General features: G+C 53.5%; 10 protein-coding genes. 5 read left to right on the top strand and 5 right to left on the bottom strand.

Annotation, left to right across the window (positions count from 1 at the left end; genetic code table 11):
• Nucleotides 1-66: 66 nt before the first annotated feature.
• Entirely contained in the window at nucleotides 67-2016 is a 1950-nt protein-coding gene (locus V3851_RS10110; protein WP_331846417.1) for an endonuclease MutS2, read from the bottom strand.
• A gap of 583 nt (nucleotides 2017-2599) precedes the next feature.
• On the opposite strand from V3851_RS10110, the gene V3851_RS10115 reads away from it, so the two are divergent.
• Nucleotides 2600-4468: an LTA synthase family protein gene (locus V3851_RS10115; protein WP_331846418.1), complete on the top strand. Its 1869-nt coding sequence runs from the start codon at nucleotides 2600-2602 to the stop codon at nucleotides 4466-4468.
• A gap of 292 nt (nucleotides 4469-4760) precedes the next feature.
• Here V3851_RS10115 and V3851_RS10120 read toward each other — a convergent pair whose 3' ends face one another.
• Nucleotides 4761-6182 carry an MATE family efflux transporter gene (locus tag V3851_RS10120; RefSeq protein WP_414859288.1) on the bottom strand — a complete coding sequence of 474 codons (1422 nt, stop codon included), beginning with the start codon at nucleotides 6180-6182 and terminating at the stop codon, nucleotides 4761-4763.
• A 161-nt stretch (nucleotides 6183-6343) separates the two neighbouring features.
• Between V3851_RS10120 and V3851_RS10125 the strand changes: the two genes are divergently transcribed.
• The 4 genes from V3851_RS10125 to V3851_RS10140 all read left to right on the top strand — a co-directional run bounded on the left by V3851_RS10125 (nucleotide 6344) and on the right by V3851_RS10140 (nucleotide 9543).
• Nucleotides 6344-7249 (top strand): AraC family transcriptional regulator, encoded by a 906-nt coding sequence (locus V3851_RS10125; protein WP_331846419.1) that lies wholly within the window; start codon nucleotides 6344-6346, stop codon nucleotides 7247-7249.
• A gap of 92 nt (nucleotides 7250-7341) precedes the next feature.
• Complete coding sequence (locus V3851_RS10130; RefSeq protein ID WP_331846693.1) at nucleotides 7342-8193, top strand: DegV family protein; 852 nt, start codon at nucleotides 7342-7344, stop codon at nucleotides 8191-8193.
• A 162-nt stretch (nucleotides 8194-8355) separates the two neighbouring features.
• The gene (locus V3851_RS10135; protein ID WP_331846420.1) at nucleotides 8356-8778 is read left to right on the top strand and encodes a hypothetical protein; all 423 of its coding nucleotides are present in this window, start codon (nucleotides 8356-8358) and stop codon (nucleotides 8776-8778) included.
• 57 nt (nucleotides 8779-8835) lie between these two features.
• Nucleotides 8836-9543: an AIM24 family protein gene (locus tag V3851_RS10140; RefSeq protein WP_331846421.1), complete on the top strand. Its 708-nt coding sequence runs from the start codon at nucleotides 8836-8838 to the stop codon at nucleotides 9541-9543.
• A 318-nt stretch (nucleotides 9544-9861) separates the two neighbouring features.
• Here V3851_RS10140 and V3851_RS10145 read toward each other — a convergent pair whose 3' ends face one another.
• The 3 genes from V3851_RS10145 to V3851_RS10155 all read right to left on the bottom strand — a co-directional run bounded on the left by V3851_RS10145 (nucleotide 9862) and on the right by V3851_RS10155 (nucleotide 12144).
• A complete protein-coding gene (locus V3851_RS10145) occupies nucleotides 9862-11001 on the bottom strand; it encodes a phosphodiester glycosidase family protein (RefSeq protein ID WP_331846422.1) in 1140 nt (379 codons plus the stop codon).
• A gap of 274 nt (nucleotides 11002-11275) precedes the next feature.
• Complete coding sequence (locus V3851_RS10150) at nucleotides 11276-11587, bottom strand: rhodanese-like domain-containing protein (protein ID WP_331846423.1); 312 nt, start codon at nucleotides 11585-11587, stop codon at nucleotides 11276-11278.
• Between the two features lie 59 nt (nucleotides 11588-11646).
• On the bottom strand, nucleotides 11647-12144 hold the full coding sequence (locus tag V3851_RS10155) for a low molecular weight protein-tyrosine-phosphatase (RefSeq protein ID WP_331846424.1): 498 nt from the start codon (nucleotides 12142-12144) through the stop codon (nucleotides 11647-11649).
• Nucleotides 12145-12275: the final 131 nt, after the last annotated feature.

The following is a 12275-nucleotide window of genomic DNA, read 5'->3' on the forward strand; positions in this document are numbered from 1 at the left end:
CCGCAAAGGAAGGCAAAAAAGCTATGCTAATTCCGCTCCCTTTGCGGGGACCCCAAAAAACTTTCCCTATGTTTCGTCCGGTCTTCTGATGATTTCCAGCCCTTCCACATGCCGTTTCCCCATCAAATGCCGCTTTTTCCGGTTTTCCTTACTGTCCAGCACGATATCCAGATCATAATCCTCGGGATACAGCTGATCTTTCTTGAGATAAGGCTTAACCCTTTTACGGTTGAACTTGTACCGCCGCTTCTGGATCATGACGCCGATCATGCCCCGGGAATCCTCGGGTTCGCAAACGATGCCGATTTTGCCGAAGGCGGAGACATAGACGGCGTCCCCGACCTCATGTTTTACCCGAGGGCTTTTCGCGTTGTCCGCCTCCGCGCTTAGGCCGTCCTGACGGTGCGAAGTCTGCGGCTTTCCGGCCGGCTCAATGACTTTGGCTTCCGGGACGATATCGTCCCAGAGCGTCTCCCCGCCGCCTTCGCGGATTTGCCGGCTCACGATATCCCGCGACCTCGCGATGATATCGGCCGCGATTCCGAGCTTTCTGGCGATATCTATCGCATAGCTCTGCCCCGCCCGGCCGATGGTCAGGCGGTATAGCGGGCGCAGCGTTTCGGCGTCGAACTCCATCATCGCGTTTTCAAAGCCCTGCGCCCGGGAGGCGAACGTCTTCAGTTCATTGAAATGCGTCGTCACCAGCACGGTCGCTCCCTTGCGGCTGAACTCCTCCAGGATGGCGATCGACAAGGCGATCCCCTCACCCGGGTCCGTTCCCGCCGCCAATTCGTCGATCAGGAGCAGGGTGGCCGGTCCGGCCGTCTTCAGCATGGACACCAGACTTTGGATCTGCGCCGAAAAGGTGCTGAGCGATTGCTCCAGATTTTGCCCGTCTCCGATCACGGCCATAATGCCAGTGTATACCGCGATCCGGCTGCCCGGAGCGACCGGAACAAGCAGGCCCGATTGCGCCATCAGCGCCAATAGTCCGAATGTCTTTAACACCACCGTCTTGCCTCCCGTATTGGGTCCCGTAATGATCAGCGACTTGTAGTCCGCGCCGATCTCCACATCCAGCGGCACCATGCAGCCCAGCAGCTTGGGATGCTTCGCTCCCCGCAGCACGGTCTCTCCCCGGTCGTTCAGCTCGACCTGCACGGCATCCATGGATGCCGCATACTTCGCCTTGGCGAAAATAAAATCGTAAGTGCCCGTAATCTCGATATTCCCGGCGATCTCCTCGGCCTCCTTCTCCACCAGGCCGGTCAGATAGCCAAGGATTTTCGCTTCCTCTCTCGCTTCCTCCCCTTGCAGCACCTCCAATTCTCCCTGGAGCGAAGCGATTTCGTCCGGCTCGATAAACACGGTCTGGCCGCTGGTGGACTGGTCGAGCATCCGGCCTTTGACCTGGCGGTAAAATTCCTTCTTCACCGGAATTACGTAACGCCCGGCGCGTACACTAACGATATTCTCCTGTAAAATGGAGCCGTAGCGGGACATCGCGGATTGAAGTTTTTTCCCGATCTTCTCCTTCACCATTTCAATCTTCCGCCGCACCTTCTCCAGCTCACGGCTTGCGTCGTTCGCAATGACCCCGTGGCGGATACAGCGCAGAATCTCCTGCCGTACCGCGGGCAGATCCTGCAGCGAATCGGCATAAACGCCGATCCTTAAGGCCGGGCCGCCTTTGGATTCCATATATTTTTTCAGTTGGCCGCAGCTTTGCAGAAAGGTCTGCACCGCCGTTAAATCCATCTCCGTAAATAAATATCCCGTCCCCAGCAGCGACACGACTTGTTCGATTCCATCCAGGGAAGGAAGGGGAATACTGGAGCCTCTGCGGAGCAGGTCGAGCGCTTCCGCCGTTTCCCCCATCGCCCGCTCGATCCGCCGCAAATCCGTCATCGGCGCCAGCTCCGCAATCCGGGACCGCCCGGCATAGGAGACGGCAAACGCCGCCAGATCCCGCTTGATGTCCTCATACTCCAGCATATTGAGCGTAAAGTTTTCCATGTTGATGCCTCCCTTGTTTTATGACAATAAAAAAGGGCAAAAGACAGCACGAACGGCCATCTTTTGCCCTTTGGTTATCCGCTAATGCAAGGTTCGTTTCCCCCCGGTAAGAAATCAAAAAAAGCCGCGCTGAAAACAGCACGGCTCCATATCGATTACGGAGGAAACAAACAGCGGTCAAAGCGCTGAATGATGTTCTAACGTGTGTTCTTAACTAAATTTACAGTCTGAAAACGGGCACAGAAAAACAAAGGGCCCCTGGCTCCACAAAAATGAAGCGGCTCCTTGCCGGCCGTTTTACAAACCATATGAAATTAATTAGTTAAGAACATTCACCGACATCAAAAACTCTCCTAACATTCTCGGATGGCTTTAATTTACCAAAAACTGCGGATAAAAGTCAACAACGTCGGCAGCGGCCTGTAAACCTGACATTAACTTGGTATTTCTTGTTAGATTAGTGAATAGATTTATTTTCTTCTTCAAAGCTTTTCATGTATTATATTAAGGGTATTTAAAATGTAAATCCGGTATTAAATATTAACCCTTAGAGAGAGAGAAAAGCGAAAGGAAGGATCGTACTGTGTCCGCTTCAACCCGCATGAATCTTGGCAATACCAAACCGTTCGTTTTCTTCACCGTCATCATGATTCTCAAATCGTATCTTGCCTGGATTTCCATTTTTGACGGAATTGCGCCTTGGGGTCCGTTATTGAGAGAGCTTCCTTTCATCTGGATCCTGTTTTGCCTGATCGAATGGTTTTCTTCCAAGCGTAAAATCGGCATCTACTTAACGGTCAATTTTATTGTAACGGCCATCTTCTTTGCCGCGATTATGTACCACAAATATTACGGCGTCATCGTGACTTATCACGCGCTGGAGCAGGTCAACCAGGTCACCGCTGTCAAAAACAGCGTATTCTCGCTGCTCGCTCCGTATTATTTGCTGATCTTCCTGGATATCCTCGTGATCGGCTTCTGGCTGCTGCGCAAGAAACGAGCGGAGAAGCTGAGAGCGTTCTTTAATATGAAAAGACTGCGCACCGGCGTCATCGCCTCGGTCTTCGGCATTTCAGTCGCGCTATGCATCTTTAACATTTGGCCGAACCGGGCCAGCATGAACGAAATCAAGCAGGCCGAAAATATGGGCATCCTTAACTACGAAACCTACGCCATCTTCTCCGGCACCAAAGAAGAGGAGCTCGTCAACAGCAATGAGATCACGCAGAAAAAGATCGACCAGCTCAAAGGGATTACCGCCAAAGCCGATCCGGAATACTTCGGCGCGGCCAAAGGCAAAAACCTGATTATCATCCAGTTGGAGTCGTTCCAGAACTTCCTGATCAACCTGAAAATCGACGGCCAGGAAATCACGCCGGTGATGAACTCGCTGGTTAAGGATAATGTATACTTTAAACATTTCTACCAAATGGTCGGCCAAGGCAATACGTCGGACGCCGAATTCGTGGTGAATACTTCTTTTTACATCCCGTATAACGAAGCCGCCACGCAAAATTACCCGGATAAAGAGCTGCCAAGCCTTCCGAAGCTAATGAATTCGGCCGGTTATGACACCGCTACGTTCCACACGAATGTGGTTGATTTCTGGAACCGCGGCGAGCTGTACAAGGCGATCGGCTGGAACCGGTACTATGACCAGAAGTTCTTCGGTACGGAAGATACCGTATTCTTCGGTCCTTCCGATGAGGTGCTGTACAAGAAAACAGCCGAGGAACTGGATAAAATGCAGCAAACCGACCAACCTTTCTACAGCCAGGTCATTTCAATGACCGCGCATCACCCGTTTACGATGCCGCATGAGAAAGACCGGATCACACTGCCGGAACGATACCAGGACAATATGGTGGGCGATTATCTCCGCTCGCAAAATTACGCCGACTACGCGTTGGGGCAATTTATCGATGATCTTAAGCAAAGAGGCATTTGGGACAACAGCGTCGTCGTCATATACGGGGATCATCTTGGCCTGCCGATGTATTCGCTGGACAAACATGGTTTGGAATTGATGAAAGAGATTTACGGCCGCGATTACAGCTATATCGACATGATCAACATTCCGCTGATCATTTCCGTTCCGGGCGAAACGGAACCGAAGACTATGGAAAATGTGGGCGGACAGGTCGATATTTTACCGACGGTAGCCAACCTGATGGGGCTGTCGCTCGACAATCAAATTCACTTTGGCGAGGATCTTTTGAACCAAAGCTATAATTTGCTGCCGCAGCGTTACTATCTGCCTTCCGGCTCGTTCCTGAACGATAAGGCGCTCTTTATGCCGGGGGTTTGGTACGATGACGGAACCCAGTATCCGTTCGCCGAGGATGCCGTAAACCAGGCGCTCACCACGGAGAGCGAGTACAACCGGGCGCTGGAACTGCTCCGCCTTTCCGACAGTTATGTGCGACAGTTGCCGGACCGGGTGAAAGAATAACCCTATAGATTAGAGAAGCGAAAAAGGCCTGGCCGGGAACGCGTTGTTCCCGGTCAGGCCTTTTGTTTAACCTTGATAAAGGGCAATTATTAGATGGAAAAAGTACATCTAATTTAGGGTAAATCGCTGCTTCCCCAAATTTAACTGGATAAGCTACAGCTAGTTAGCACCCTTCTGGCCTTTCTTCAGGTTTAGGGGTGATTTAGGTGTATATTTTCCAGTTAATCAATATGATTAAGTGCTATTTCCAAAAACAACTGCAGAAAATCCAGTTAGTTGCTTGCCTGTTATTTTACAGCGCCGGGCTGGCCGCGCCCTCCTCGCAGCGGTATTGCTCCTTATCCTTTTGCGCTCCTTCGCGCGCGAGATCGGCCTCTTTCATCCGCAAAAATTTGCGGCCTCTCCAGCGGAAATACGACCATATGCCGCGGATATATTCATCGGCGATCATGCAGGCGTAAATGGCGATGATGCCGTAGCCGAGCGAAACGCCGAGTAAGTAGGAGCATCCGGTGGCGATAATCGACATGGAAATCAGCGAGATATTCATGGTAAACCGCGTATCGCCGACCGCGTTTAATGAGTTGCCGAGCGCCATATTGATCATTTTGCCGGGCTGCAGCATCAAGTTCATCCACAGCAACACCCCGCAGAGTGCCAAGATATCCTCGTCTCCGGTGAACAAACCAAGTACGTTCCGGCCGAACAGGACGATAATAAACGCATTGACGAGGACGAGCGGGAGTCCGATCGCCAGCACTTTGAATACGGCGCGATACGCCTCTTTGGTTTTGCCCGCGCCGTATAGATGGGCGATCTGGATCTGCACCGCCAAAGCCAGTGAGAACCCAAGCAGGAAGCAGAACGACTCAAGTGTGTTCATGTACGTTCTCGCCGTCAATTCCGTCGATCCCAGCACAGCCAGGAAAGAGAAAATAGCCAATTGCGAAAATACCCAGCTTGCCGAATTGACGCCAAGCGGCCAGCCGATGTTCAAAATTTCCTTGAACAGCTTGCGATCAAAGATCGAGAAATCGCGGGGACCGATTTTACGCTGGAACGAACCGAGAAAAATAAACAATAATACTATCGTCGCCAACAGCCGGCTGACGACGGTCGAGATCGCCACCCCGGCCAGCCCCCATTCTGGGAAGCCGAAGGCGCCGAAAATAAAGCAGTAGTTCATGACAATATGAATGATATTCATCCCGATGGCGGTCATCATCGGTCCTTTGGTGTTCCCGGTATTGCGGATCGCCGTACCCAACACCGACATCATCGCCGTCAAGATCATGCCGCCGCCGACAATCGAAATGTATACCTCGGCGAGGGACAGCAGCTCTTCCGGTAACTGCAGCATGCTGGCGATTTGCCGCGGGGCCGCGACCAGCAAGATGCTTAAGAACAGCCCGATGCCCGTCGTGACTTTAAAAGCGATAATAGCGACAGTCCGCGCATCCTCTTCTTTGTGCGAACCGATTTTTTGCGCGATGACGATCCCGGCTCCGCTCGCCACGGTTGCAAACAGAGTCATCAGCGCATTGAACAGCTGGTTGGAGAAGCCGACCACCGCGACGGCGTTGTCCGAAATCCGGCTCACCATCAGCGTATCGACAGTGCCAAGCAAAAATTGCAGAAATTGTTCGAGAAAGATGGGCCATGCGAGCAGCCACAGGGAATATTTGTTTCTCTCGCTGCCTTTGTTTTTCATCATTTTTACAACCTCCTGTAGAACGGGTAACGGTTCTACCTGCCCGCGTGAAAACTTTTTAGCATGAATCACATTATAGATGCTATAGTTAATTCGATGTATCAAAGAATCAACTCAATCTTTCAATATTCCAACCTGAATTATTTAGCGTTTGGAGGATGCTCATGCCGCCTGTAATCGAATTTACCGCGCCGCCGCTCCCGCACTATATCATCAGCGGTTTCTCCCCGATTCCTGCCGGGGGCAAACATCCCAGCCGTAAAAATATCGGCGCTTTCGACCTTCTGGTCGTGACGCGTGGCTGCCTCTATGTCGGAGAGGAGGACCGCAGGTATGAAATTACGGAGGGCCACGCCCTCATCCTGCGTCCGGACAGTTATCATTACTCGTACGCCGAATGCCAGGAGGAATGCCTTCATTACTGGCTGCATTTTCAGATTCTTGGCGATTGGCGGGTCATTGAAGATGAGGAGTATTATCTGCATCATGGACGGTATTCCGAAGGGGAGGTACAAGGATATATATCGCCCCCTCCTTTTGAGACGACGCCTTATACGGTGGCCCTCCCGCAATTCACGAAGCTGGCCCAGCCCAAAAAGCTGGCGGAAGTCATCGACGAATTGAACGAAATGAGTCGCCATATCCATCGGGCCGGCGTCCGCCTGAAACAACAGGCATTATTTCAGGAGGTCATCATCCTGCTGTCCGCCTCGCTCGGATCGACCGCGCCTTCCCCGCAATCCGCCTGTGCGGAGCGGGCCGCCTCCTATTTGCGGGAGCATTACCGCGAGCCTTTTTCAGCCCAAAAACTAGGGGAAAGCATCAATTTTCATCCGGTCTATATCGCCCGCTGCATGCAGAAGGTATTCGGCTGCTCTCCCTCCGCGTATCTGCTGAGGCTGCGCATCGATCAGGCCAAACTGCTGCTGATCCGCACGGATCTGCCCGTGGAGCGGATCGCCGAAGAGGTGGGCTTTAACCAGGCGGCCTATTTTACCGCCAGCTTTACGCGGATGGAAGGATTGTCCCCGCGCAAATACCGGCAGCGCTTCGCCTGGAACAAAAACTGATCTTTTTTGCTTCCGGTGCGGCGCTCCACTATAATCAAGGAAAGCTATTCTATCATTCAAAAACGATCATTGGGGGAAATCTATTGATACAAGTGAAAATTTTTGCGGACAGCCTTGCCGATATTCCCGATTCCTGGGCAACTCGTTACAACATCGGAATTGTTCCGCTCTATGTCATATTCGGCGAAACGGCCTACAAGGATAAACTGGAGATTGCCACAAGCGACATCTACCGCAGGGTTGAAGAAACGGGAGAGCTGCCCTGCACATCTGCACCATCCCCCGGGGATTTCATTGCCGCTTTCCGGCCATGGATTGAGCGAGGCGACACGATTGTGTATATCAGCATGTCTTCGAAGCTCTCTTCCACTTATCAAAACGCGCTGATCGCCGCGGACGAACTGCCGAAGGGCCGCGTCATCGTCGTAGATTCACTGAATGTGTCGGGAGGAATCGCCCTGCTTATTATGAAAGCCGCCCAAGCCGCAGAAGCCGGAGCAGATGCGGGTGAAATCGCCGCCATGCTGGAGGAGCTTCGCGGCCGGGTCGAGATCGAGGTGCTGGTCGACAGCCTCGATTATCTTCACAAAGGCGGGCGAGTCTCCAGCGTGCAGCATATGATCGGAAGCCTGCTTAAAATCCGCCCCGTGCTGCGCATCAAAGATGGGCTTGTCATTTCCGCCGATAAATATAGAGGAAAAACCGAAAAAGCGTTGGAGCGCATGCTCCACCACTTTACGGAAAATATTCATAAGGTAGATCGGGATCTTGTCATCGTTGCCCAGACACTGGCCGAAAAAGCAGCCGGATATATCAAAACGACGCTGGAGAAGACGAGTGTCCGGGAAGTCGCCGTCATTGAAGGCGGCTGTGCCATTTCGTGCCACTGCGGTCCCCGAACCGTTGCCATTATGTATTTCCGCAATCATGCATATTCCATGTAAATTTCGTGACTAAAGGCCCTCTCCTCGGGGATACTCCCTGGAGACGGCCTTTTTTTGCTTACAAGCCTCCCATTTAAGTGTAAATAAAGGGTATGGAAACTTTTTGCGAAACCGTTCCGTAATATTGAACATAGAGACTAATGCTTTTGCGGAGGTGGGAAGATGAGACATGCCCGTTTGTACAAAATAACCGCCTGCTCCCTGCTCGTTTTCGTTCTGTCGCTTTGCGGCTCCTTCCTTCCGGGCCACCCGCGCGCCCATGCTAATTACTTCACCGATTTGTACAAGGGAGTCAAAGAACTGACCGAGCTCCCCGACGAGGTGAACGAGCTCAAAGCCGGCTATCAAATGACGCAGGACAAGCTGGTTGAAGCGGAATCGGCCCTGGAAGCCTACCGGCAGCAAAACGAAGCGCTGCTCGCGCAAAACCGCGAGCTCACCGCCTCCGTGGAAGCTTTGACCCAAGCGCAGCAGGCCCGGGAGGCGAACGCCCGCAAGACACGCGTGCTGATCATTACCGGGGTTCTGCTGCTGGCCGGATATTTCGTCCTGCTGCGCATTATTCGCTTCGCGCTCCGGCGGTGATTTCCGGCCGTCGGGCCGGAATCCGACATCAGCAGCATAGAAAGGGGTTGCCGAGAGATGGAAGTCATTTACGAACAGGAGCCCGGCGGCTTTAGTGGACAGGCCGTTACATTCGAGGTACGTAACGGAGAGAGGCTGCATGTGCTGCATCCCGCGCAGATCGTCGCGTTCCGGGGAGCCGCCGGCAGCCGCAGCGACAAGCTGATGAATGTGAAAGGCATGTACCGCAAAAGAAAGCTGATCCGCGCCGAATTCACCGGCCCTTGCCGACTGGTCGCGGCGATGCCCCCGGCCGTGGCTTTGAAAACGATCCGGCTGTCCGCCGAAACCGACTTGCTGTACGACTTCCGGCATCTTTTCTTTTATACGGAAGGTGTGCACATGGAGTCCCGGCTGCTCAGCGTGAAAAATATGATGATTACCCGCGATGCCGTAAAGATGAAATTTTCCGGGACCGGAGAGATCGGCATCCTGACGCAAGGCCAGGTGCTGGAGCTCCCCCTTGACCCGGAAGAGCCGCTGTACGTCGAAGCGGGCTGCCTGGTCGCCTACCCCGAGAACGCCAAACTGGAGCTGTCGGTGTACGGCAATCATCTGGCCAGCCAGCATATGAAATACCAGTGGAAGATCACCGGCCGCGGCCATGCGCTCGTTCAGGCGAGCGGCGGCAGCCGGGAACTGGAGCGGGATCTGAACGAATCCGACGGCATCGTCAAGCGCTTCCTGCGCGAAGCGATCCCGTTCGGCGGCGTGTTTATCAAGTAGAATCGAACGGCCTGCCGGATCGCTCCGAGCTGTCATGGGACGAATTACCGCAGTCGCGGATTCATTACGATAAACTGGAGGATTAGATGTAAAACCTCCATCTAATTTAAACCCGCTGCCCCTTTTCGCCAAATTAACTGGATAACCTCCAGCTAATTTTATGTTTTTCGGGTTGCCGGGCCATATTGGGCGGAAATAACTGCAGGTTTTCCATCTAAATTCGCTTCCGGCAGCCCGCAACCCAAATTAGATGTATGAAATACAGTTAATTTTTGTCCCAGGCGAGCCGATCAAGCGCCCAGCTTACGGGGCGCTTGTTTATTTCTTCCCCGCGTCGATATCCTGCGGGCGCAGCCCTTCCCAGATGTTCGGGATATCGACCGCATCCGGGTCCTCGAATACGAGGAAGGCGGTCGGCAGATAGCGTTCGCCGTATTCGGAGGACGGCTTGTTGACGATCTCGCCGCCCTCCTTGACCAGGACGGTCGACGATCCGCCGTCCAGGTTGGCGGCTATGACCGCGCCATGGTCCAGCATGATCTGCTGGACGTCGTAGAGGCTTGCGCCGACACTGTATCCCGGCTGGCGCCCGTCGATGACGACGAACAGAATCGCGCCGTCCTCCCGCTGCCCCATCGCCGTCCGCGGCGCAATGCCCCAGCCTTCCTTCTGGCTGCGGATTTGGCCTTTGCCGTTGACGATAATCCGCGGCTGGAACGTCACCGCTTCCTTGATGCCCAGCTCGTTCAGCTCGTCCAGCGTATATTTCCCGGCGATCATCTTGCCCTGCTTGTCGATACCGACAATCTGGGTCGCGGCATTATTGCTGATGCCGTTATAGTACAGCTTCCCTTGCGAGATCACGACGCCGATCGGCTTGAAGCCATTGCCCTTCCAGTTCGGGTCGGCGAAGCCGCCGCCGTTGACCCCGGCCACCGCGCCGGTGCGGTCGACCATGCTGGACACCTTCTCCCCCTTGCCGCGTTTGGCCGGAACGCCGAGCCGGATCTTCGTCGGGTCGTTGACCGTCAGCACGTAACCGTGATACCCGGTTCCGGACACTTCCTCGATTTCGATCAGCGGCTTCTCCTCTTCCGCTTCCTCCTGCGGAGCGGGCAAGGTAATCGTGTGAGTGTCTTTCTCCGTGCCCATCTCGTCGAATTGCGCCTGATAGGCCGCCACCCTCTTGTCGAGTTCAGCCTGCCCAATAATATACTTGGCCCAATGGCGGTGCTGCGTCGTGATCAGCGTGTCGGCCATCAGGAATCTGACATTGTTGCCGGAAGGCGTAAAGAACAGCCAAATCCCCGCCAGCGTCCCCATCGCCATCAACACGACAATGAGCCTTCCGACAAAGCGGATAAAGCCTCCCTTGCGCCGCTTTTTTGCCCTTTTGCGTTTGTTCGTGCCCTTTCCCCGGCGTACCGAGGAACGGCTGGGCAGTGTCGCCGAATTCATACAAAATCCCCTAACATAATAGCGTTATTTTACATGCTCTCATGTAAAAACGCGCAGCCAGGGGAAAAAGTTTCGATTCATCATTCAGCCGTCAGCCTGCTATCAGCCTTTCGAACCGTCTTAGTGGCCCAGCTCCCGCTCCTGCACCTTTCCCTGCGCAAGCGGCTGCTGCGAGCGAATAATAGGCGTAAATAATAAAATACACCATTTCCGCGCCGGAAGGCCTCAGAAAATAGTGTATTTTGGTGTCGACTTTTGTATGTTTATGCGATTTCTAGACGAGCTTCCCATCCCAGGCCAGCAGGCCGCCGGTCATATTCACTACATGGTAACCTCTTTCGGACAAGAGCTCGCAAGCCAGCCCGCTCCGCGCTCCGCTGCGGCATACGATAAACCATTCACGTTCCGGATCCAGTTCCGTAAATCTCTCCGGCAGCTGACCCAGCGGGATATGCTTGGCGCCGGGAATATGTCCTTCCTCCCACTCCGCGGGCTCCCGCACATCGACGATATTCAAGGCTTCCCCGCTTTCGAGCCGGTCGGCCAAATCTTGAGCTGATATTTCTCTATCGGGTTGAACACTCATGACGGTCATCTCCTTGCGAACAGTTTATGGGTATCTATAGGCCATCTATAATAGTAAAGCTAGGCGGTTTTGTCAATTGCCGGATGATCTTGTCGAATGCGCTCCAGCAGAGCCCGGCAGCCCTTGCCCACCAATTCGTACGTCTCATCGAAATTGCCGGTGTAGTAAGGGTCCGGTACTTCTTTAAGCACCGCATCCGGGACCAGATCGAGCAGCTTGATGATTTTGGCATCGGCCTCCCGGGCGAGCACCTTCAAATCCTGCTCGTTCCGGTTATCCATCGCCACGATATAATCGAACTTGTCAAAATCGTCCGCCGCCACCTGGCGGGCTCTAAGCCCTTCATACGAGATACTATACCTGTCCAGAATCAATCTCGTTCCGTGATGCGGCGGCTTGCCGACATGCCAGTTGCCGGTTCCTGCGGAATCGATCAGAAAATGCCGCTCCAGTTGCTCACGGGCCACTAAATCACGGAACACGGCCTCCGCCATTGGAGAGCGGCAAATATTGCCCAGGCAGACGAACAGGACGCCGATTTTGCGATTGTCATTCATTTATATTTCACCTCATGTCAGATACTACTATAGGTTTGCGAATTATTCAAAAGCCGGTTCCTTTTCCCCACCATTTCATTATACGGAAGATCTCAGCAAATCTCAGCATGTCGTTGACGATCGATTTCAGA

This window comes from Paenibacillus haidiansis, assembly GCF_036553665.1.
In the GTDB taxonomy this organism is placed as follows: Bacteria; Bacillota; Bacilli; order Paenibacillales; family Paenibacillaceae; genus Fontibacillus; species Fontibacillus haidiansis.

Coding starts and splice junctions, on each gene's coding strand:
- V3851_RS10110 (WP_331846417.1), bottom strand. CDS start 2,016: ATGGAAAACTTTACGCTCAATATGCTGGAGTATGAGGACATCAAGCGG.
- V3851_RS10120 (WP_414859288.1), bottom strand. CDS start 6,182: ATGATGAAAAACAAAGGCAGCGAGAGAAACAAATATTCCCTGTGGCTG.
- V3851_RS10125 (WP_331846419.1), top strand. CDS start 6,344: ATGCCGCCTGTAATCGAATTTACCGCGCCGCCGCTCCCGCACTATATC.
- V3851_RS10135 (WP_331846420.1), top strand. CDS start 8,356: ATGAGACATGCCCGTTTGTACAAAATAACCGCCTGCTCCCTGCTCGTT.
- V3851_RS10140 (WP_331846421.1), top strand. CDS start 8,836: ATGGAAGTCATTTACGAACAGGAGCCCGGCGGCTTTAGTGGACAGGCC.
- V3851_RS10145 (WP_331846422.1), bottom strand. CDS start 11,001: ATGAATTCGGCGACACTGCCCAGCCGTTCCTCGGTACGCCGGGGAAAG.
- V3851_RS10150 (WP_331846423.1), bottom strand. CDS start 11,587: ATGAGTGTTCAACCCGATAGAGAAATATCAGCTCAAGATTTGGCCGAC.
- V3851_RS10155 (WP_331846424.1), bottom strand. CDS start 12,144: ATGAATGACAATCGCAAAATCGGCGTCCTGTTCGTCTGCCTGGGCAAT.